Source organism: Pseudomonas sp. HMSC067G02 (assembly GCF_001813485.1).
Lineage (GTDB): Bacteria > Pseudomonadota > Gammaproteobacteria > Pseudomonadales > Pseudomonadaceae > Pseudomonas > Pseudomonas aeruginosa.
In genome coordinates, this window is the sequence record NZ_KV812729.1 from 371,032 (window position 1) to 389,165 (window position 18,134).

Here is an 18,134-nt window from a genome sequence, read left to right on the forward strand (position 1 = left end):
TTACAGCCAGCATGCTGCTGATGATCGATAACTACGACTCCTTCACCTACAACCTGGTGCAGTACTTCGGCGAGCTCAAGGCCGAGGTCAAGGTGGTGCGCAACGACGAACTGAGCGTGGAACAGATCGAGGCCCTGGCGCCCGAGCGCATCGTCCTTTCCCCCGGTCCCTGCACCCCCAACGAGGCCGGCGTCTCGCTGGCCGTGATCGAGCGCTTCGCCGGCAAGCTGCCATTGCTCGGTGTCTGCCTTGGCCACCAGAGCATCGGCCAGGCCTTCGGCGGCGAAGTAGTGCGGGCGCGGCAGGTGATGCACGGCAAGACCAGCCCGATCCACCACAAGGACCTCGGCGTGTTCGCCGGCCTGGCCAATCCCCTGACGGTGACGCGCTACCACTCGCTGGTGGTGCAGCGAGAGAGCCTGCCGGAGTGCCTGGAGATCACCGCCTGGACCCAACATGCCGATGGATCGCTCGACGAGATCATGGGCGTACGCCACAAGACCCTGAATGTCGAGGGCGTGCAGTTCCATCCCGAGTCCATCCTCACCGAGCAGGGCCACGAGTTGCTGGCCAACTTCCTCCGCCAGCAGGGCGGCGTGCGTGGGGAGGGCAACTGAGATGGATATCAAGGGAGCCCTCAATCGCATCGTCAACCAGCTCGACCTGACCACCGAGGAAATGCAGGCGGTCATGCGCCAGATCATGACCGGGCAGTGCACCGACGCGCAGATCGGCGCCTTCCTGATGGGCATGCGGATGAAGAGCGAAACCATCGACGAGATCGTCGGCGCGGTGGCGGTGATGCGCGAACTGGCCGACGGTGTGCAGTTGCCTACGCTGAAGCATGTGGTCGACGTGGTCGGCACCGGCGGCGATGGCGCGAACATCTTCAACGTATCCTCGGCGGCGTCCTTCGTGGTCGCCGCCGCTGGCGGCAAGGTCGCCAAACACGGTAACCGCGCGGTCTCCGGCAAGAGCGGCAGCGCCGACTTGCTGGAAGCCGCCGGCATCTACCTGGAACTGACCTCCGAACAGGTGGCGCGTTGCATCGACACCGTCGGCGTCGGGTTCATGTTCGCCCAGGTCCACCACAAGGCGATGAAGTACGCCGCCGGTCCGCGCCGCGAACTGGGCTTGCGGACTCTGTTCAACATGCTTGGCCCACTGACCAACCCGGCGGGAGTCAGGCACCAGGTGGTCGGGGTGTTCACCCAGGAACTGTGCAAGCCGCTGGCTGAAGTGCTCAAGCGTCTCGGCAGCGAGCATGTGCTGGTGGTGCATTCGCGCGACGGGCTGGACGAGTTCAGTCTGGCCGCGGCGACCCACATTGCCGAGTTGAAGGACGGCGAGGTACGCGAGTACGAAGTGCGTCCCGAGGACTTCGGGATCAAGAGCCAGACCCTGATGGGGCTGGAGGTCGACAGTCCGCAGGCCTCGCTGGAACTGATCCGCGACGCTTTGGGGCGGCGCAAGACCGAGGCCGGGCAGAAGGCCGCCGAGCTGATCGTGATGAATGCCGGCCCGGCACTGTACGCTGCCGATCTGGCGACCAGCCTGCACGAGGGCATTCAACTGGCCCACGATGCCCTGCACACCGGGCTGGCACGGGAGAAGATGGACGAACTGGTGGCCTTCACCGCCGTTTACAGAGAGGAGAACGCACAGTGAGTGTGCCGACGGTTCTGCAGAAGATCCTCGCCCGCAAGGCCGAGGAGGTCGCCGAGCGCCGAGCGCGCGTCAACCTGGCCGAGGTCGAGCGGCTGGCGCGTAGCGCCGATGCGCCGCGCGGCTTCGCCAATGCCCTGCTGGAGCGGGCCAAGCGCAAGGAGCCGGCAGTGATCGCCGAGATCAAGAAGGCATCGCCGAGCAAGGGCGTGCTGCGCGAACACTTCGTCCCGGCGGAGATCGCCCGCAGCTACGAGGCGGGTGGCGCGGCGTGCCTGTCGGTGCTCACCGACGTGGACTTCTTCCAGGGCGCCGATGCCTATCTGAAGGAAGCGCGGGCCGCCTGTGCGCTGCCGGTGATCCGCAAGGACTTCATGATCGATCCGTACCAGATCGTCGAGGCGCGGGCGATCGGTGCCGACTGCATCCTGCTGATCGTCTCGGCGCTGGACGACGTGCTGATGGCCGAACTGGCGGCGACTGCCAAGTCGGTCGGTCTCGACGTACTGGTCGAAGTGCATGACGGCACCGAGCTGGAACGTGCACTGAAGACCCTGGACACGCCGTTGGTGGGCATCAACAACCGCAACCTGCACACCTTCGAGGTGAGCCTGGAAACCACCCTCGACCTGTTGCCGGAAATTCCCCGCGACCGCCTGGTGGTCACCGAGAGCGGTATTCTCAACCGGGCCGACGTGGAGCTGATGGAAGTCAGCGAGGTCTACGCCTTCCTGGTTGGCGAGGCGTTCATGCGGGCCGACGATCCTGGCCTCGAGCTGAAGCGCCTGTTCTTCCAGGAGCGTGGCGGCGTGGTGCTGGGCGCCGATCCTGACTGATCCGCGCTGTCGAACCCCATGAAAAAGGCCGGTTGTGACCGGCCTTTTTCATGGGGGCTGTTCAGCGGGTGCCGAAGACCACCATGGTCTTCCCTTTCACATGCACCAGGCCCTGCTCCTCCAGGCTCTTCAGCACGCGTCCGACCATTTCCCGCGAGCAGCCGACGATCCGGCCGATCTCCTGGCGGGTGATCTTGATCTGCATGCCGTCCGGGTGGGTCATGGCGTCCGGTTGCTGGCACAGGTCCAGCAAGGTGCGGGCGACGCGTCCGGTGACGTCGAGGAAGGCCAGGTCGCCCACCTTGCGGGTGGTCTTGCGCAGGCGGTCGGCCATCTGGCTGCCGAGGGTGTAGAGGATCTCCGAGTCCTGCTGCGACAGTTCGCGGAACTTCGCATAGCTGATCTCGGCGACTTCGCATTCCACCTTGGCACGAACCCAGGCGCTGCGTTCCTGTTCGCTGCCTTCCTTTTCGAACAATCCCAGCTCGCCGAAGAAATCACCGCTGTTGAGGTAGCCGATGATCATTTCGCGGCCGTCGTCGTCCTCGATGAGGATGGTGACCGAACCCTTGATGATGAAGAACAGCGTTTCGCAGCGATCGCCGGCATAGATGATGGTGCTCTTTGCGGTGTAGCGGCGGCGGTGACAGTGTGCGAGCAGCTTGTCTAGGTGTTTGAGTTTGGGTGTGTGGGTAATAGCTACCATGCCCGAGTCCCGAAAGAATAAAGAATATGCCTGACGTACAAGGCGATGTTTTTTTGAGTTCTTATGGAGAGACCTGCCAGGGCCCGGGAGCTCAGCGGAGAGCTCCCCCCAACCGGGCAGATCAGGAAGTGTGCCAGTAAACCGCGTCCAGCTTAACAGACGGACCATGAAGGTCGATGTGATTTTGCGACGCAGCTATCAGGACTGTGATCCCGTACTGTCCTTGGGCCCTGTGCTAAGCTGGCGCCCTTTGCCGGCGGGAGTCTGAACGATGAAAGCGCGTATCCAGTGGGCGGGCGAGGCGATGTTCCTCGGCGAGTCCGGTAGCGGCCACGTGGTGGTCATGGACGGTCCGCCGGACCATGGCGGACGCAACCTCGGGGTGCGCCCTATGGAGATGGTCCTGATCGGCCTCGGCGGCTGCACCAACTTCGATGTGGTCAGCATCCTGAAGAAGGCGCGCCAGCCGGTGGAGAGCTGCGAAGCCTTCCTCGAGGCCGAAAGGGCCGACGAGGAGCCCAAGGTGTTCACGAAGATCCACGTGCACTTCGTGGTCAAGGGCCGCGGTCTCAAGGAGGCCCAGGTCAAGCGCGCGGTGGAGCTGTCGGCGGAGAAATACTGCTCGGCGTCGATCATGCTCGGTCGCGGCGGGGTGGAGATCACCCACGACTACGAGATCGTCGAACTCGGCTGAGACGACATCCGGTCATCATAAAAGGGGCGCAAACTCTGGCGGAGGCTTGATTGGCTCTGCATAATGCGCCCCTTTTTTCGTGCCGCGCGATTCCGTCGGGCGGCCGTTCAGTTCGGAAGATTCTTCCGCTCTGATAGACGTTTCCCGAGCCATCCCGGTCGGGTGACCAATGGCGCCAGCCGGCGCCCGTGCAACTCAACAAACCACAATCGCCATCGCGAAGAGGTGTTAACCGTCCTACGCAGGTGCGTCGTTCGCATCTGACGGGCATGCCCCAACCCTGCGGCAGAGCCGCAAGCAACCGAGAGAGTTCCCCACGGTGAAAAGCAAACTCAAGCTCCACGGGTTCAACAACCTGACGAAGACCTTGAGCTTCAACATCTACGACATCTGCTACGCCGAGACGCCCGAAGACCTCCAGGCCTACGTGCAGTACATCGACGAAGAGTATGACGCGGAGCGTCTGACGCAGATTCTTACCGATGTTGTCGACATCATCGGCGCCAATATCCTGAACATCGCGCGTCAGGACTACGACCCCCAGGGCGCCAGCGTGACCATCCTGATCTCCGAGCAGCCGGTCACTCCGACCGACAGCCAGATCGAAGAGTCCCCGGGCCCGCTGCCGGACACCATCCTGGCGCACCTGGACAAGAGCCACATCACCGTGCATACCTACCCGGAAATCCATCCGGTGGACGGCATCGCGACCTTCCGCGTGGACATCGACGTTTCCACCTGCGGAGTGATCTCCCCGCTGAAGGCCCTGAACTACCTGATCCACCAGTTCGACTCGGACATCGTCACGGTCGACTATCGGGTCCGCGGCTTCACCCGCGACATCGAGGGGCGCAAGCATTTCATCGACCACGAGATCAACTCGATCCAGAACTATCTCTCCGACGACACGCGCGAGGCCTACCAGATGACCGACGTGAACGTGTACCAGGAGAACCTGTTCCACACCAAGATGCTGCTCAAGGACTTCGAACTGGAGAACTACCTGTTCGGCGACGCTACCCGGACGCTCTCGACGGAGCAGCGCGAGCAGGTCACGGAACGGCTCAAGCACGAAATGCTGGAGATCTTCTACGCGCGCAACATGCCGCGCTGATCGCACACGAGAAAGAAAAAGCCCGCTTCGAGCGGGCTTTTTCATGCGTGCGATTCAGATGCGGTAGGTGCTCTTGGTCATCACCTTCGCCAGCAGGCTCATGCCCAGCTTCACCGGTGCCGGGAAGCGCAGGCCGCCGGCGGCCAGGGCGTTGCTCGAATGCTGTTCCTCGTCGATACGCATCTGCTCGAGGATGGCACGGGATTTCCGATCCTCCTGGGGAATCTGCGCCAGGTGTTCGTCCAGATGCTTGCACACCTGGTCTTCGGTGGCGGCGACGAAGCCCAGGCTGACCCGGTCGCTGACCAGCCCGGCGGCGGCACCGACGCCGAAGGACAGGCCGTAGAAGATCGGATTGAGGACGCTGGGACGGCTGCCCAACTGGCGGATGCGTTGCTCGCACCAGGCCAGGTGGTCGATCTCCTCCTCGGCGGCTTCCTCCATCGCCTCGCGGACCTCGGGCAGCTTGGCGGTCAGCGACTGGCCCTGGTACAGCGCCTGGGCGCAGACCTCGCCGGTGTGGTTGATGCGCATCAGGCCGGCGATATGGCGGGTGTCTTCCTCGCTCAGTTCGCCATCGGGTTCCACGATGGCCGGCGACGGTCGCGCCGGCTGGCCGCTGAACGGCAGCAGGGTGCGCAGGGCGGAGTCGGCCTGCAGCAGGAAACGGTCGATGGGCGAATAGTGGCGGTCGGCGGACATGGCGCACCTCCGGAAACGAAAGATCGCACCAGTTTACCGGAAGTGCGCTGATAGCAGGATGTTGCGGACGGGCTGCGATGTCGCAGCGCCAGCAGGGACTCAGCCCGGCGGCCAGTGCATCTGGCGTTGACCCAGCACGTGCATGTGGATGTGGTGCACGGTCTGCCCGCCAAGGTCGTTGCAGTTCATCACCACACGGAAGCCTTCCTCGCAGCCCTGCTCCCGGGCCAGGCGCTGGGCGGTGAAGAGGATATGGCCTGCCAGCGGCCGGTCTGCCTCGGTCAGGTGCTCGAGGGTGGGAATGTGCCTTTTCGGGATGACCAGGAAGTGCACCGGCGCCTGCGGGCCGATATCGTGAAACGCGACAACTTCCTCGTCTTCGTAGAACTTGCGCGCGGGAACTTCCCCCGCCACGATCTTGCAGAACAGACAGTCCATGGGCGATTCCTCCGGCCTCGGGTGCTTTCCCGAGTGTAGCGGTGCCCGTCGCGACCGCCCAAGCGTGAAGGAGCCGCAGTGAAGAACGACATACACGACCTCGGCCTGGTCCTGGATTCCCGGGTCAAGCTGATCCTGATCGAGTCCTGGGACGAGCCGAAGGTGATGGAAACCCTCACCGGCCTGGCGGTCAGGCGCGGCCTTGGCCTGTATGCCTGGTCGGTGACCGAGGGCGTGCAGCGCCTGGGCTTCGGCGGCGAGCCGCTGGGCGGGGAGGAGAGCCGCGACCCGGTCGCGGCGTTGCGCTTGATCAAGCACGATCAGCAGGCGAATCTCTACGTGCTCTGCGACCTGCATCCTTTCCTTGGCGACAGCCCGACCCTGGTGCGCCTGCTCAAGGAAATCGCCATGGCCGAAGGCAATCATCGACCGACCGTGGTGCTGGTGTCCCATGCGCTGAAGCTGCCGGCCGAAGTGCAGCGCTTCGCCGCGCGGTTCTCGCTGTCCCTGCCCAGCGAGGACGAACTGCTCGGCATCGTCCGCGAGGAAGCGACGCGCTGGAGCGAGCGCAACCGTGGTGCCCGCGTGCGCACCGACAACCGCACCCTGCAGCAGGTGGTGAAGAACCTGCGTGGGCTCAGCCATGCCGAGGCGCGGCTGCTGGCGCGCAACGTGATCTGCAACGATGGGGCGATCACCCAGGAGGACCTGCCCGAGCTGAACCGCACCAAGTTCCAGCTACTCGACCTGGAGGGCGTGCTGAGCTTCGAGTACGACACCGCGCGCTTCGCCGAGGTCGGCGGGCTTGCCGCGCTCAAGCGCTGGCTCGGCGAGCGTCAGTCGGCGTTCCTCGCCGGCAAGCCTGGCGACCAGCCGAAGGGCATGATGCTGGTCGGCGTGCAGGGCGCCGGCAAGAGCCTGGCGGCCAAGGCGGTGGCCGGCCTCTGGGGCTTGCCGTTGCTGCGTCTGGATTTCGCCTGTCTCTACAACAAGTACTTCGGCGAAACCGAGCGCAACCTGCGCGAGGCGCTGCGCCTGGCCGAACAGATGGCGCCCTGCGTGCTGTGGATGGATGAAGTGGAGAAGGGCATTTCTGGCGGCGACCAGGACAACGGCGTCAGTCAGCGCGTGCTGGGTACCCTGCTGACCTGGATGGCCGAGCGCGAGGCGCCGGTCTTCATGGTCGCCACCGCGAACGCTATCGACCGCCTGCCGCCCGAACTGATCCGCAAGGGACGCTTCGACGAATTGTTCTTCGTCGACCTGCCGACGCCGGAGGTTCGCGCCGAGATCTTCCGCATCCATCTGCAACGCCGCGAGCTGGAGCCGGCACAGTTCGACCTCCTTCTGCTGGCGGCTGCCAGCGAGGGTTTCAGCGGGGCGGAGATCGAGCAGGCGGTGGTGGCGGCACTGTACGCCGGGCAGGCGCGACAGCAGGCGGTGGATCAGGAGCTGTTGCTCAGGGAGCTGTCGCGAACCTCGCCGCTGTCGGTGCTGATGGCGGAAAAGCTCGCCGCGCTGCGGACCTGGGCCAAGGGGCGGGCGGTGCCAGCAGACTGAGCCGACGGCTAACCTCGTTGCCCTGCGAGGAGAGGCCGATCAACCCCGTGGGACGGAGGGTACCGCCGAGGCGTTGATCCGCGCGGCGAGTCGGCGCACCAGCCAGCGTGGCGCCAGGCGTGGGCTCAGCGCCAGCAGGCGATTGCGCCAACCGGGGACGATCAGGGCGCGGTTCTTGTCCAGCCCGCGCAGGGCCTGCAGCGCGACTTCCTCCGGGGTCATCATCAGCTTGCTCCGGTCGAGCCTGCCGAGCCGCATCCCGGCTTCCCGGAAGAATGCCGTACGGGTTGGCCCAGGGCACAGCACCGAGACCTTGACGCCGCGCCCTTTCAGTTCTTCCCGCAAGCCTTCCGAGAAGTGCAGGACGTAGGCCTTGCTGGCGTAGTAGTTGCTCATCCAGGCGCCGGGCTGGAAGGCGGCCACCGAGGCGATATTGAGTATCTGGCCACCGCCCTGCGCCGCCATGCGGGCGCCGAGGGAGTGGCAAAGGCGGGCCAGGGCCAGGATGTTGAGTTCGATCAGCTCCTGTTCCCGCGCCCATTCCTGGTCGATGAAGGGGCCGGAGGTACCGATCCCGGCATTGTTAACCAGCAGGTCGATCTGTCGTTCGCCCTGTTCCAGTTCGTGCAACAACCCTGACAGTTGCAGCGGCTCGGAAAGATCGCAGGTGCGGAACAGCACTTCCACGCCGAAACGCTGCGCCAGCTCATAGGCGATGCTCTCCAGCGCGTCGCGCTGGCGCGCCACCAGGATCAGGGCGCGACCGCGCCGGGCCAGGGCTTCGGCTAGGGCCAGGCCGATACCGCTGGAAGCGCCGGTGATCAGGGCATAACGGGGCATTCGAGACTTCTCCGAAACGGACGGGGAATTGGACCCCGCCCGTCGCGAGGGGTTGCGTGGCTACTGTTGGTCGTCGTCTTCCATGGCCTCTGCCGCCGCCGTGGCGGCTTCATCGGCTTCGGCCGCCGCTGCGGCGGCCTGCTCGTCCGTGGTGTACGGGTCGGCTGGAGCGCTGGCGCCGCCGTCATAGTTCGCGCGCTCCAGGTAACCCTGGTAGGACGGCAGGGCGATGGCGGCGATGATACCGACTATCGGCAGCAGGATGATCAGACTGGCCAGGACTTTCACCCCGGTGCTGTTCGCCGGCGGCGGCGGACCGTAGCGGTTGGCGCCGGTGCTGCCGGGCAGGACCAGCATCAGGATGCCGAACACGCTGCCGACGAAGGGGACGAAGTTGAGCAGCCAGAGCCAGCCCGACCAGCCGAGGTCATGCAGGCGCTGCACGCCGATCATCACGGCAATGACGATGAAGGCGATCGAGGCCAGGGCGGTGACGGCCACGCCGACGGTTTCGCCGAGCAGGAAGCCCAGGCCCATGATGACGAGGAAGCACAGCGTCATCGCCATCGACCAGCCGAGATAGCGCAGACGTCCGATCCGGCCGTTGGTGGTGAACACGTTCAGCTCGCCGAACTCGGGGAGGGCTTCGCCGACCTGGGCGCTGGGTGGTGTGTAGGGAGACGCGCCCGCGCCCGCGGCCGCGGAGGCCGCAGGCGCGGCGTTTTCGCCGAGCTGCGCCTGGCGCGCCAGGTACTTCTCGATGATGATGCCGCAAGCCGAACATTCCGCTCCGCTGGGCTGTTCATGGCCGCATTTCGGGCAAGTCATGGGAGGCAGGTCTTGCGCTGGGGTTTCCTCCGCGACCTGGGGGTTGTGATCGGGCGTTTCCACCAGGCTCAGGCTGGCCGCCAGGTCGACTTCCTTGTAGGCATTGGCGCCGGCCTGGCGCAGGGCGGTCAGGTAACGCTCCGCCTCGGCCTCTGGAAGTTCGCGTTTCAGCACCACCGGGCGACCGCCGAAGAGGGCGTCGATCTTGCCCGGTTCGCTCTTGAACAGGCGGGCGAGATTGTCCTTCACGGTTTCGAGCGATGCGTCGGGCATCAGCTCGCCGGAGAAGACGATCTTGAAGCGTTGGTCGGTCATGCAGGCATCCTTGTCAGCTGGGGTGAGAGAAATGCAGCCGACAGCCTAATCGGCGGCCTTGGCGCCCACAAGCGCGAGATGAGAACTCCCGCACAAGCCGGGGCGCCGTGACCCGGCGGTTTCAGCGCGGCCAGCGGTTGGCCAGGCTATCCATGTTCCGCAGGGCGTCTCGATATTCCCGGTCGAGGCGGGCGACCAACTCGTCGACGCCGGGCAAGTCGTCTATGTTGCCCGCGCCCTGGCCGGCGGACCACACGGTCTTCCAGGCCTTGGCCTCGTCGTTCACCGGCTTGAGTTTCTCGCCGTAGTTCATGTCTGCCTTGTCGGTCAGGCGCTTCAGATCGTAGCCGGCGGCCTCCAGGCTTTGCCGCATGAAGCTGGCCGGTACGCCGGACACCGCCGGGGTGTGCACGATGTCGGCGGCGCGTGCCTCCAGGATCATCTGCTTGTAGGCGTCGGAGGCATTGCTCTCGCGGGTGGCGATGAAGCGGGTGCCGAGATAGGCCAGGTCGGCGCCGAGCATCTGTGCGGCGAGAATCTCGTGGCCGTGGTTGATGCAGCCGGCCAGCAGCAGAGTCTTGTCGAAGAACTGGCGGATTTCCGCGACCAGCGCGAAAGGGCTCCAGGTCCCGGCGTGGCCGCCCGCGCCGGCCGCCACCGCGATCAGACCGTCGACCCCGGCCTCGGCGGCCTTTTCGGCGTGGCGGCGGGTGGTGACGTCGTGGAATACCAGGCCGCCGTAGCTATGCACAGCGTCTACCACTTCGCGCACTGCGCCGAGGCTGGTGATGACGATCGGTACGCGGTGCTCGACGCAGATCCGCAGGTCGGCCTGCAACCGCGGATTGGTGTTGTGGACGATCAGGTTCACCGCATAGGGCGCGGGATTGTCCAGCGCTTGCAGGCCGGCCCCGATTTCCTCCAGCCAACCCTCGAAGCCGCTGCTCTCGCGCTGGTTGAGCGCCGGGAAGCTGCCGACGATGCCGCTGCGGCAGCAGGCCAGCACCAACTGCGGGTTGGATACCAGGAACATCGGCGCGGCCACCATCGGCAGTCGCAGGCGTTGGTCGAGCAGGGCGGGCAAGGACATGGACAGGACTCCTGGGTCAGAAAGGTTTGAGCACCACCAGTAGGACGATCAGCAGCAGGAACAGTACAGGCACTTCGTTGAACCAGCGGTAGAACACATGGCTGCGCCCCGGCTCGCCGCGGGCGAAGCGCTTGAGCATGGCGCCGCAGGCGTGGTGGTAGCCGATCAGCAGGACCACCAGGGTCAGCTTGGCGTGCAGCCAGCCTTGGCTCAGCCAGCCGGGGGTGAGATAGAGCATCCAGAGGCCAAGGACCAGGGTGGCGAGCATCGAGGGCATCATGATCCCCCGGTAGAGCTTGCGCTCCATGACGCAGAAGCGTTCCCGGCTGGTCTGGTCCTCGCTCATGGCGTGGTAGACGAACAGGCGCGGCAGGTAGAACAGGCCGGCGAACCAGCAGACTACGGCGATGATATGGAAGGCTTTGAGCCACAGGTACATCAGGACATCCTCTTGATCACGGTGCCCCGATAGTAGAGGGATGGCTGGAACGCGTCACCCTGGCGGCTTGCCGCTGTCTGATTTGCCGGCAGATATGGCCGCATAACAGGTAGGAACATTCGGATAGGGCCTCGCAGCAATTTCTGCCCGACGACCCCGCGGGCTAGACTGCCGACCGAAGGGCCGAACCGGTCGCAAAGCCGGACGCCCAGCGCTGTTCATGCCGGCGCTCGGCTCTTATCATTGGCCTCTTTTGGCTAGCTTGCCTCAGCGCGCGGAGTGATGGACAGATGATCAAGGTCGGCATCGTTGGCGGTACGGGTTATACGGGCGTGGAACTGCTGCGCCTGCTGGCGCAGCATCCGCAGGCCCGGGTGGAAGTGATCACTTCGCGTTCCGAGGCGGGGGTGAAGGTCGCCGACATGTACCCGAACCTGCGAGGTCATTATGACGACCTGCAGTTCAGCGTGCCGGACGTGCAGCGCCTCGGCGCCTGCGACGTGGTGTTCTTCGCCACGCCGCACGGCGTGGCGCACGCGCTGGCTGGCGAACTGCTGGACGCCGGGACCCGGGTCATCGATCTGTCCGCTGACTTCCGCCTGGCGGACGCCGAGGAGTGGGCGCGCTGGTACGGCCAGCCGCATGGCGCTCCGGCGCTGCTCGACGAGGCTGTCTACGGCCTGCCGGAAGTGAACCGCGAGAAGATCCGCCAGGCCCGCCTGATCGCCGTGCCGGGTTGCTACCCGACCGCGACCCAACTGGGCCTGATCCCGCTGCTGGAGGCCGGCCTGGCCGACGCCTCGCGGCTGATCGCCGATTGCAAGTCCGGGGTCAGCGGCGCCGGTCGGGGCGCCAAGGTTGGCTCGCTGTTCTGCGAGGCGGGCGAAAGCATGATGGCCTACGCGGTCAAGGGGCATCGGCATCTCCCGGAAATCAGCCAGGGCCTGCGTCGGGCCTCCGGCGGCGACGTCGGGCTGACGTTCGTACCGCACCTGACGCCAATGATCCGCGGTATCCATGCAACCCTCTATGCCCATGTCGCGGATCGCTCGGTCGACCTCCAGGCGCTGTTCGAGAAGCGCTACGCCGACGAACCCTTCGTCGACGTGATGCCGGCCGGCAGCCATCCGGAGACCCGCAGCGTGCGTGGCGCCAATGTCTGCCGAATCGCCGTGCATCGCCCCCAGGGCGGCGACCTGGTGGTGGTGCTGTCGGTGATCGACAACCTGGTCAAGGGCGCCTCGGGTCAGGCGCTCCAGAACATGAACATCCTGTTCGGGCTGGACGAGCGCCTGGGCCTCTCGCATGCGGCCCTGCTCCCCTGATGTCCGGCTGGGAACTCCAGTTCCGTGATCCACGGCGGGCCTGGCTGGTCCGCCTCGGGGTGGGTGCGCTGCTGCTGGCGGTTCCGCTGGCGTTTCTCGGCGGTCGCTGGTCGACCGGGGCGGACGCCGCTCGCAGCGAGGCCGATGCGCAACGCCAGGAAACCCTGATCGGCGAGCAGAAGGCCGAGCTGGAGCGCCTGCGTACCGAAATCGAGGTGTTGCGCAGCGGAGAACGCCTCAGCCAGCAGGCCACCGAACAGAGCCGGCAGACCATCAAGCTGCTTGAGGACCAGGTGTTCAAGCAGCAACAGGACATCGCGTTCTACAAGGGGGTAGTCGCGCCGGCCAGCAAGGCGGATGCGCTGGAAATCCGTGCCTTTGAGGTGCAGGGCACGGACGACCCGCAGCGCTTCCGCTATAAGGTGATGCTCAGCCGCCTGGGCAGGGACGACCGCAAGCTGGATGGGCGGCTGAAAGTCCGCATCAGCGGCAAGCTGGCGCGCAAGGACGCTACCTACGACCTCGAACAGCTCTCGCCGGAACTGGGCAAGACAGGGCTGTCGATTTCCCTCCGGCATTTCCAGTCGATCCCAGAAGGGGGGCGTTTCGCCGAGCTGGAGCTGCCGAAGAACTTCATCCCGAAGCTGATCGACGTACGTGCGGAGCTAAATGGCCAGTCCAAACCGCTACAGCGCCGTTTCGATTGGCCGAAGCAGTGAGTGAGCATTATGTGGAGCAAGAACAAAGGCCGGGCCGACGTCCAGCGTTTCACCGGGCAGACCAGCCTGATCGCCAGCGGCGCCGAACTGGTCGGTGACATGAACCTCAAGGGCGCGGTGCAGATCGACGGCACCGTCCGCGGAGCGTTGCAGGCGCACGAAGGGCTGGTGCGGGTCAGCGCCGGCGGTCGAGTCGATGGCGAAATCCGGGCCCCCCATGTGATCATCGACGGTCAGGTGGATGGCGACATCCATGCCATCGAACGCCTGGAGCTGGGGGCCCAGGCCCGGGTGAAGGGCAATCTTCACTATGGGCTGATCGAAACCGCCATGGGGGCCCAGATCGAGGGCCGCCTGTGCCCGATGACCGAGGCCAGTCCGCGCCCGCTGGAACTGCCTGCCAGCGTGGAAACTGTGGATTAGTTGACCATTTTTCTGGGACAAGAGGATAATGGGCGTAATGTTGTAACGCACGGCCTCAAGCCGGGAGATTCGGAAACATGAGCATCGAGACCTTCACCCCTACGCCCCTGCTCTTTACCCCAGGCGCAGCCAACAAGGTGAAGACGTTGATTGACGAAGAGGGCAATCCTCGCCTGAAACTGCGTGTATTCGTCACCGGCGGCGGTTGCTCGGGCTTCCAGTATGGCTTCACCTTCGACGAAGATATCGCCGATGACGATACCGTGATCGAGCGCGATGGCGTGGGCCTGGTGGTGGACCCGATGAGCTTCCAGTACCTGGCGGGCTCGGAAGTCGACTACCAGGAAGGCCTGGAAGGTTCGAGGTTCGTCATCAAGAACCCGAACGCCGCCACGACTTGCGGTTGCGGACAGTCGTTCTCGATCTGACGTCGATGGGGCCGCTACGAAAACGCCGCGCTTATATGCGCGGCGTTTTCGTTTCAGGCGGGATACAGCGCGCCCAGAGTTCTGGGACCGAGCGCACCGGTCACATCAGGGCAGTTGCCGGGCAGGCGCTCGAGAAACCGATGGGCTAGCCAGGCGAATGCCATGCCCTCCATCCAGGCAGGGGGAATGCCGTATTCGTCGGTACTGGCGACCCGAGCTTCGGGCATCAGCAGGGCCAGGCGCTTCATCAGCGCCGTATTGAAGGCGCCGCCGCCGCATACCAGCACCTCTTCGCAGTCCGGCTGGGCGTCCAGCAGCGATTCGCTGATGCTGCGCGCGCTCAGTTCCAGCAGGGTTGCCTGGATATCCGCTGCCGGCAAGGCAGGGTGACGAGCCAGGTGCTCCTGCAGCCAGGACAGGTTGAAGCGCTCGCGCCCGGTGCTCTTGGGGCCACGCGCGGCGAAGAACTCATCCGCCAGCAGGCTTGCCAGCAGTGCGTGGTTCATCTGGCCGCTGGCGGCCCACGCACCGTCCCGGTCGAAATGTTCGCCGCGTTGGTGATGAATCCAGGCGTCCATCAGCACGTTGCCCGGGCCGCAGTCGAAGCCGCGTACCGGCTTTCCGGGGCTGAGCAGCGAAACGTTGCTGAAGCCACCGATGTTCAGGACCGCCCTGGAGGCGTCATCATCGCCAAACAGCGCCTGATGGAAGGCCGGTACCAGCGGGGCGCCCTGGCCGCCGGCTGCGACGTCGCGGCGGCGGAAGTCGGCGACGACATCGATGCCGGTCAGCTCCGCCAGCAGGGCGGGGTTGCCGATCTGCACCGTGAAGTGGCGAGCGGGTTCATGTCGGATGGTTTGACCGTGACTGCCGATGGCACGGACTTCGTCGGGGCTCATCTGCTGCTGGAGCAGCAGTTCGCGCACGCCCTGTGCTGCAAGGGCGACCCAGCGTTGCTCGACTTCGGCGGCGCGGGCGATTTCATCGGGACCGGGGACGCACAGGGCGAGGATGTCTTCGCGCAGCCCGGCCGGCATGGGTAGGTAATGGGAAGCGAGCAAGGTGGTGCGATCACCTTGCTCGATCAGGACGATGTCCATGCCGTCCAGGCTGGTTCCGGACATCAACCCCAGGTAGCGCGGCACGATCAGCGCTGCTTGTTCAGGGCCAGGAGGGTTTTCTTCTCCTGATCCATGCGCGCGATCATCGGCTGGGTCTGCGCCATGAAGCGCTTGCGATCTGCGCCACCGAGCGGGTCCGCCATGGGCAGCTTGGCACTCAGCGGATCGACGTGACGGCCATTGATCTGGAATTCGTAGTGCAGGTGTGGGCCGGTGGCCAGGCCCGTCATGCCCACGTAACCGATGATCTGGCCCTGCTTCACGCTGGTACCGGCGCGGATACCCTTGGCGAAGCGGCTCATGTGTCCGTAGATGGTCCGATAGCGCTGGCCGTGCTGGATCACCACGGCGTTGCCGTAGCCCCCCTTGCGTCCGGCTTCGAGGATCTTGCCGTCTCCGGTGGCCTTGATCGGTGTGCCGATGGGGGCAGCGTAGTCGACGCCCTTGTGCGCGCGGATCTTGTTCAGGATCGGGTGGCGGCGGCCCAGGGAGAAGCGCGAGCTGATGCGGGCGAAATCCACCGGCGTACGGATGAATGCCTTGCGCATGCTGGAGCCGTCGGCGCGGTAGTAGCTGGTATTGCCCTGCTTGTTGGTATAGCGCACGGCGGTGTAGGTCTTGCCACGGTTGACGAAGCGGGCGGCGAGGATATTGCCGGTCGCCACTTGCTTGCCGTTGACCTTGTGCTGTTCGTAGATCACGTCGAACTCGTCGCCTTCACGCAGATCGAGGGCGAAGTCGATGTCGTAGCCGAAGATGTTCGACAGCGACGTGACCAGGTTATAGGGCAGGCCGGCGTTACGACCGGCAACGAACAGCGAGCTGGTGATGCGGCCATGGGCATAGGCGGTATGCAGGTCGATCTGGGCCTTCTCGCGTTTGAAGGAGTAGCCCTTGTCGGTCTTGTCCAGGCCGATGGTCTCGAGTTCGCTCTGCTTGACTCGCAGCGCCTGCAGCTCTCCTTTGGGGTCGAGCTTGAGCTTGATCTCCTGGCCGACCTTCAGATGGGTGAAGCGCTTGGCATCCTTGCTGCTGGTCAGCATGTCGTGCATGGCCGAGGTGGAAAGGCCTGCCTTGGTGAATACGGTCGACAGCGTATCGCCACTGGCGACGGTGATGGTCTTCCACTCGGGATCGACGGGCTTGGTGTCGGCATCGGCTACAGATGCGCCCGGCTTGTCCGAGTCTTGCTCGGCGGTGTTGTCGTCGGAGGCGCCTTCTACCTGAGCGAAAGGCGTGCCTTCGTCGCTGGAATTGGTGACCGATTGCGGCAGGAGGTCGTCTTTCTCCTGAGGGAGGCGATCGGTGTTGCTTTCAAGCTCCAGATTGAGCGTGGTCCTCTTGGCCTCGACTTCGCTCGAGGGGAACACCAGTAGTGCCAAACTGAGGAGCGCTGCAACACCGCTGGCGGCCAACAAGTGGCTTTTCGGGTAATACGGCGGCGCTTTCTGATCGGATTGCGTCATGGCGTGATTGGTGTTTTTGGATTGTGAATAAATAACTGCCTAAAATATAACCAAAATCTCCTTGAATCAAGCCAAAAGTCGCGTCTGGCCTGGCTCCGTCCCCCTGACGGTCGGCAAAATTTGTTTTTAGTCTGCGATCTTGTATGGTTGGTTCCCTTTCGATTTTGGCAATTGGGCAGAACCTGTAAATGAAGTCGGTTGAAGAGCAGCTGGCGCTGATCCAGCGCGGTGCAGACGAGATCCTGGTAGAGGCGGAACTGTTGGCCAAGCTGAAGCGTGGCCAGTCCTTGCGGATCAAGGCCGGCTTCGACCCGACCGCTCCCGATCTGCATCTTGGCCATACCGTGCTTATTAATAAGCTGCGCCAGTTCCAGGACCTGGGACATCAGGTGATCTTCCTCATCGGCGACTTCACTGGGATGATCGGTGACCCCAGTGGGAAAAGTGTTACCCGTCCTCCCTTGACGCGCGAGCAGGTTCTGGAGAATGCGGAGACGTACAAGTCCCAGGTCTTCAAGATCCTCGACCCGGCCAAGACCGAAGTAGCCTTCAATTCCACCTGGATGGACCAGCTGACCCCGGCTGACTTCATTCGTCTTGCCTCTCAGTACACCGTTGCGCGCATGCTGGAGCGCGATGACTTTAGCAAGCGCTATGCCAGCAATCAGCCCATCGCTATCCATGAGTTCCTCTATCCGCTGGTCCAGGGCTATGACTCCGTCGCGCTGAAGGCGGACGTCGAGTTGGGTGGCACCGACCAGAAGTTCAACCTGCTGATGGGGCGCGAGCTGCAGCGTGCCTATGGTCAGGAGGCCCAGGTGATCCTGACCATGCCGTTGCTGGAAGGGCTGGATGGCGTGAAGAAGATGTCCAAGTCGCTGGGCAACTATATTGGTATCCAGGAAGCGCCGGGTGTCATGTACAGCAAGCTGGTCTCCATTCCTGACACGCTGATGTGGCGTTACTTCGAACTGCTCAGCTTCCGTTCCCTGGATGAGATCGATAGCTTCCGCAAGGATGTCGAGGCGGGCGCCAACCCGCGCGACATCAAGATCAAGCTGGCCGAGGAGATCGTCGCCCGCTTCCATGGCGAGGAGGCGGCGGCGAGCGCACACAAGTCGGCCGGCAATCGCTTGAAGGAGGGCGAGCTGCCGGAAGATCTGCCGGAGATCGAGCTGTCGTCCCCCGAGGATATGCCCGTTGCCTCTGTCCTTAATAAGGCGGGGTTGGTGAAGAATGCGGCGGCGGCTCGCGATCTCCTGGGTGCCGGCAGCGTCAAGGTGGATGGGCAGGTCGTCGACCGCACCTTCATGCTGGCGCTGGGTGAGACCCGTGTGTTCCAGGCAGGGAAGAAGGCTTTCGCGCGCATCACGCTGAAAGCTGAATAATTCTTTCAAATAAGTGTTGACGCCAGTTTCTATCTCC

General features: G+C 64.3%; 20 protein-coding genes. 11 read left to right on the forward strand and 9 right to left on the reverse strand.

Annotated features, from left to right (window positions below):
* The first annotated feature begins 11 nt into the window (after positions 1–11).
* The 3 genes from HMPREF2914_RS30640 to trpC are packed head-to-tail and all read left to right on the forward strand — an operon-like array spanning position 12 to position 2,501.
* Entirely contained in the window at positions 12–617 is a 606-nt protein-coding gene (locus tag HMPREF2914_RS30640; protein WP_023092374.1) for an aminodeoxychorismate/anthranilate synthase component II, read from the forward strand.
* A 1-nt stretch (position 618) separates the two neighbouring features.
* Positions 619–1,668 (forward strand): anthranilate phosphoribosyltransferase, encoded by a 1,050-nt coding sequence (gene trpD, locus HMPREF2914_RS30645; protein ID WP_003085203.1) that lies wholly within the window; start codon positions 619–621, stop codon positions 1,666–1,668.
* Positions 1,665–2,501 carry an indole-3-glycerol phosphate synthase TrpC gene (trpC, locus tag HMPREF2914_RS30650; protein ID WP_003085205.1) on the forward strand — a complete coding sequence of 279 codons (837 nt, stop codon included), beginning with the start codon at positions 1,665–1,667 and terminating at the stop codon, positions 2,499–2,501. Before trpD ends, trpC begins: the two co-directional genes overlap by 4 nt.
* Positions 2,502–2,562: 61 nt before the next feature.
* Here trpC and crp read toward each other — a convergent pair whose 3' ends face one another.
* On the reverse strand, positions 2,563–3,207 hold the full coding sequence (gene crp, locus HMPREF2914_RS30655; protein ID WP_003085214.1) for a cAMP-activated global transcriptional regulator CRP: 645 nt from the start codon (positions 3,205–3,207) through the stop codon (positions 2,563–2,565).
* A 271-nt stretch (positions 3,208–3,478) separates the two neighbouring features.
* Here crp and HMPREF2914_RS30660 point away from each other — a divergent pair, with 271 nt between their 5' ends.
* Positions 3,479–3,901: an OsmC family protein gene (locus HMPREF2914_RS30660; RefSeq protein ID WP_003085219.1), complete on the forward strand. Its 423-nt coding sequence runs from the start codon at positions 3,479–3,481 to the stop codon at positions 3,899–3,901.
* A 319-nt stretch (positions 3,902–4,220) separates the two neighbouring features.
* Positions 4,221–5,015, forward strand: a complete 795-nt coding sequence (gene speD / locus HMPREF2914_RS30665) for an adenosylmethionine decarboxylase (RefSeq protein WP_003085223.1) — start codon at positions 4,221–4,223, stop codon at positions 5,013–5,015.
* 54 nt (positions 5,016–5,069) lie between these two features.
* Here speD and coq7 read toward each other — a convergent pair whose 3' ends face one another.
* Together coq7 and HMPREF2914_RS30675 are read right to left on the reverse strand one after the other, a co-directional pair.
* Positions 5,070–5,717 (reverse strand): 2-polyprenyl-3-methyl-6-methoxy-1,4-benzoquinone monooxygenase, encoded by a 648-nt coding sequence (gene coq7, locus HMPREF2914_RS30670; RefSeq protein WP_003085224.1) that lies wholly within the window; start codon positions 5,715–5,717, stop codon positions 5,070–5,072.
* A 99-nt stretch (positions 5,718–5,816) separates the two neighbouring features.
* A complete protein-coding gene (locus tag HMPREF2914_RS30675) occupies positions 5,817–6,155 on the reverse strand; it encodes a histidine triad nucleotide-binding protein (protein WP_003085225.1) in 339 nt (112 codons plus the stop codon).
* A 78-nt stretch (positions 6,156–6,233) separates the two neighbouring features.
* Here HMPREF2914_RS30675 and HMPREF2914_RS30680 point away from each other — a divergent pair, with 78 nt between their 5' ends.
* Positions 6,234–7,715 (forward strand): AAA family ATPase, encoded by a 1,482-nt coding sequence (locus tag HMPREF2914_RS30680; protein ID WP_003121853.1) that lies wholly within the window; start codon positions 6,234–6,236, stop codon positions 7,713–7,715.
* Between the two features lie 39 nt (positions 7,716–7,754).
* Here HMPREF2914_RS30680 and HMPREF2914_RS30685 read toward each other — a convergent pair whose 3' ends face one another.
* The 4 genes from HMPREF2914_RS30685 to hemJ form a co-directional block, all read right to left on the reverse strand.
* Entirely contained in the window at positions 7,755–8,555 is an 801-nt protein-coding gene (locus tag HMPREF2914_RS30685; protein WP_023092375.1) for an SDR family NAD(P)-dependent oxidoreductase, read from the reverse strand.
* Positions 8,556–8,615: 60 nt separating this feature from the next.
* Positions 8,616–9,698 carry a DUF805 domain-containing protein gene (locus tag HMPREF2914_RS30690; protein ID WP_003085240.1) on the reverse strand — a complete coding sequence of 361 codons (1,083 nt, stop codon included), beginning with the start codon at positions 9,696–9,698 and terminating at the stop codon, positions 8,616–8,618.
* 121 nt (positions 9,699–9,819) lie between these two features.
* Complete coding sequence (locus tag HMPREF2914_RS30695; RefSeq protein WP_003085244.1) at positions 9,820–10,788, reverse strand: NAD(P)H-dependent flavin oxidoreductase; 969 nt, start codon at positions 10,786–10,788, stop codon at positions 9,820–9,822.
* A gap of 16 nt (positions 10,789–10,804) precedes the next feature.
* On the reverse strand, positions 10,805–11,227 hold the full coding sequence (gene hemJ / locus HMPREF2914_RS30700) for a protoporphyrinogen oxidase HemJ (RefSeq protein ID WP_003085245.1): 423 nt from the start codon (positions 11,225–11,227) through the stop codon (positions 10,805–10,807).
* Positions 11,228–11,517: 290 nt separating this feature from the next.
* On the opposite strand from hemJ, the gene argC reads away from it, so the two are divergent.
* The 4 genes from argC to erpA all read left to right on the forward strand — a co-directional run bounded on the left by argC (position 11,518) and on the right by erpA (position 14,122).
* Positions 11,518–12,552 (forward strand): N-acetyl-gamma-glutamyl-phosphate reductase, encoded by a 1,035-nt coding sequence (gene argC / locus HMPREF2914_RS30705; protein ID WP_003101649.1) that lies wholly within the window; start codon positions 11,518–11,520, stop codon positions 12,550–12,552.
* A complete protein-coding gene (locus HMPREF2914_RS30710) occupies positions 12,552–13,271 on the forward strand; it encodes a DUF6776 family protein (protein ID WP_003085249.1) in 720 nt (239 codons plus the stop codon). The genes argC and HMPREF2914_RS30710 overlap by 1 nt, the downstream gene beginning before the upstream one ends.
* Positions 13,272–13,694 (forward strand): bactofilin family protein, encoded by a 423-nt coding sequence (locus HMPREF2914_RS30715; protein ID WP_003120826.1) that lies wholly within the window; start codon positions 13,272–13,274, stop codon positions 13,692–13,694.
* Between the two features lie 77 nt (positions 13,695–13,771).
* Positions 13,772–14,122 carry an iron-sulfur cluster insertion protein ErpA gene (erpA, locus tag HMPREF2914_RS30720; RefSeq protein WP_003085254.1) on the forward strand — a complete coding sequence of 117 codons (351 nt, stop codon included), beginning with the start codon at positions 13,772–13,774 and terminating at the stop codon, positions 14,120–14,122.
* Positions 14,123–14,175: 53 nt separating this feature from the next.
* On the opposite strand, the gene HMPREF2914_RS30725 is transcribed toward erpA, so the two are convergent.
* Together HMPREF2914_RS30725 and HMPREF2914_RS30730 are read right to left on the reverse strand one after the other, a co-directional pair.
* Entirely contained in the window at positions 14,176–15,267 is a 1,092-nt protein-coding gene (locus HMPREF2914_RS30725; RefSeq protein ID WP_003085271.1) for an anhydro-N-acetylmuramic acid kinase, read from the reverse strand.
* A 2-nt stretch (positions 15,268–15,269) separates the two neighbouring features.
* Positions 15,270–16,709 carry a peptidoglycan DD-metalloendopeptidase family protein gene (locus tag HMPREF2914_RS30730; RefSeq protein WP_023092376.1) on the reverse strand — a complete coding sequence of 480 codons (1,440 nt, stop codon included), beginning with the start codon at positions 16,707–16,709 and terminating at the stop codon, positions 15,270–15,272.
* Between the two features lie 188 nt (positions 16,710–16,897).
* On the opposite strand from HMPREF2914_RS30730, the gene tyrS reads away from it, so the two are divergent.
* The gene (gene tyrS / locus HMPREF2914_RS30735; protein ID WP_023092377.1) at positions 16,898–18,097 is read left to right on the forward strand and encodes a tyrosine--tRNA ligase; all 1,200 of its coding nucleotides are present in this window, start codon (positions 16,898–16,900) and stop codon (positions 18,095–18,097) included.
* The last annotated feature ends 37 nt before the right edge of the window (positions 18,098–18,134 follow it).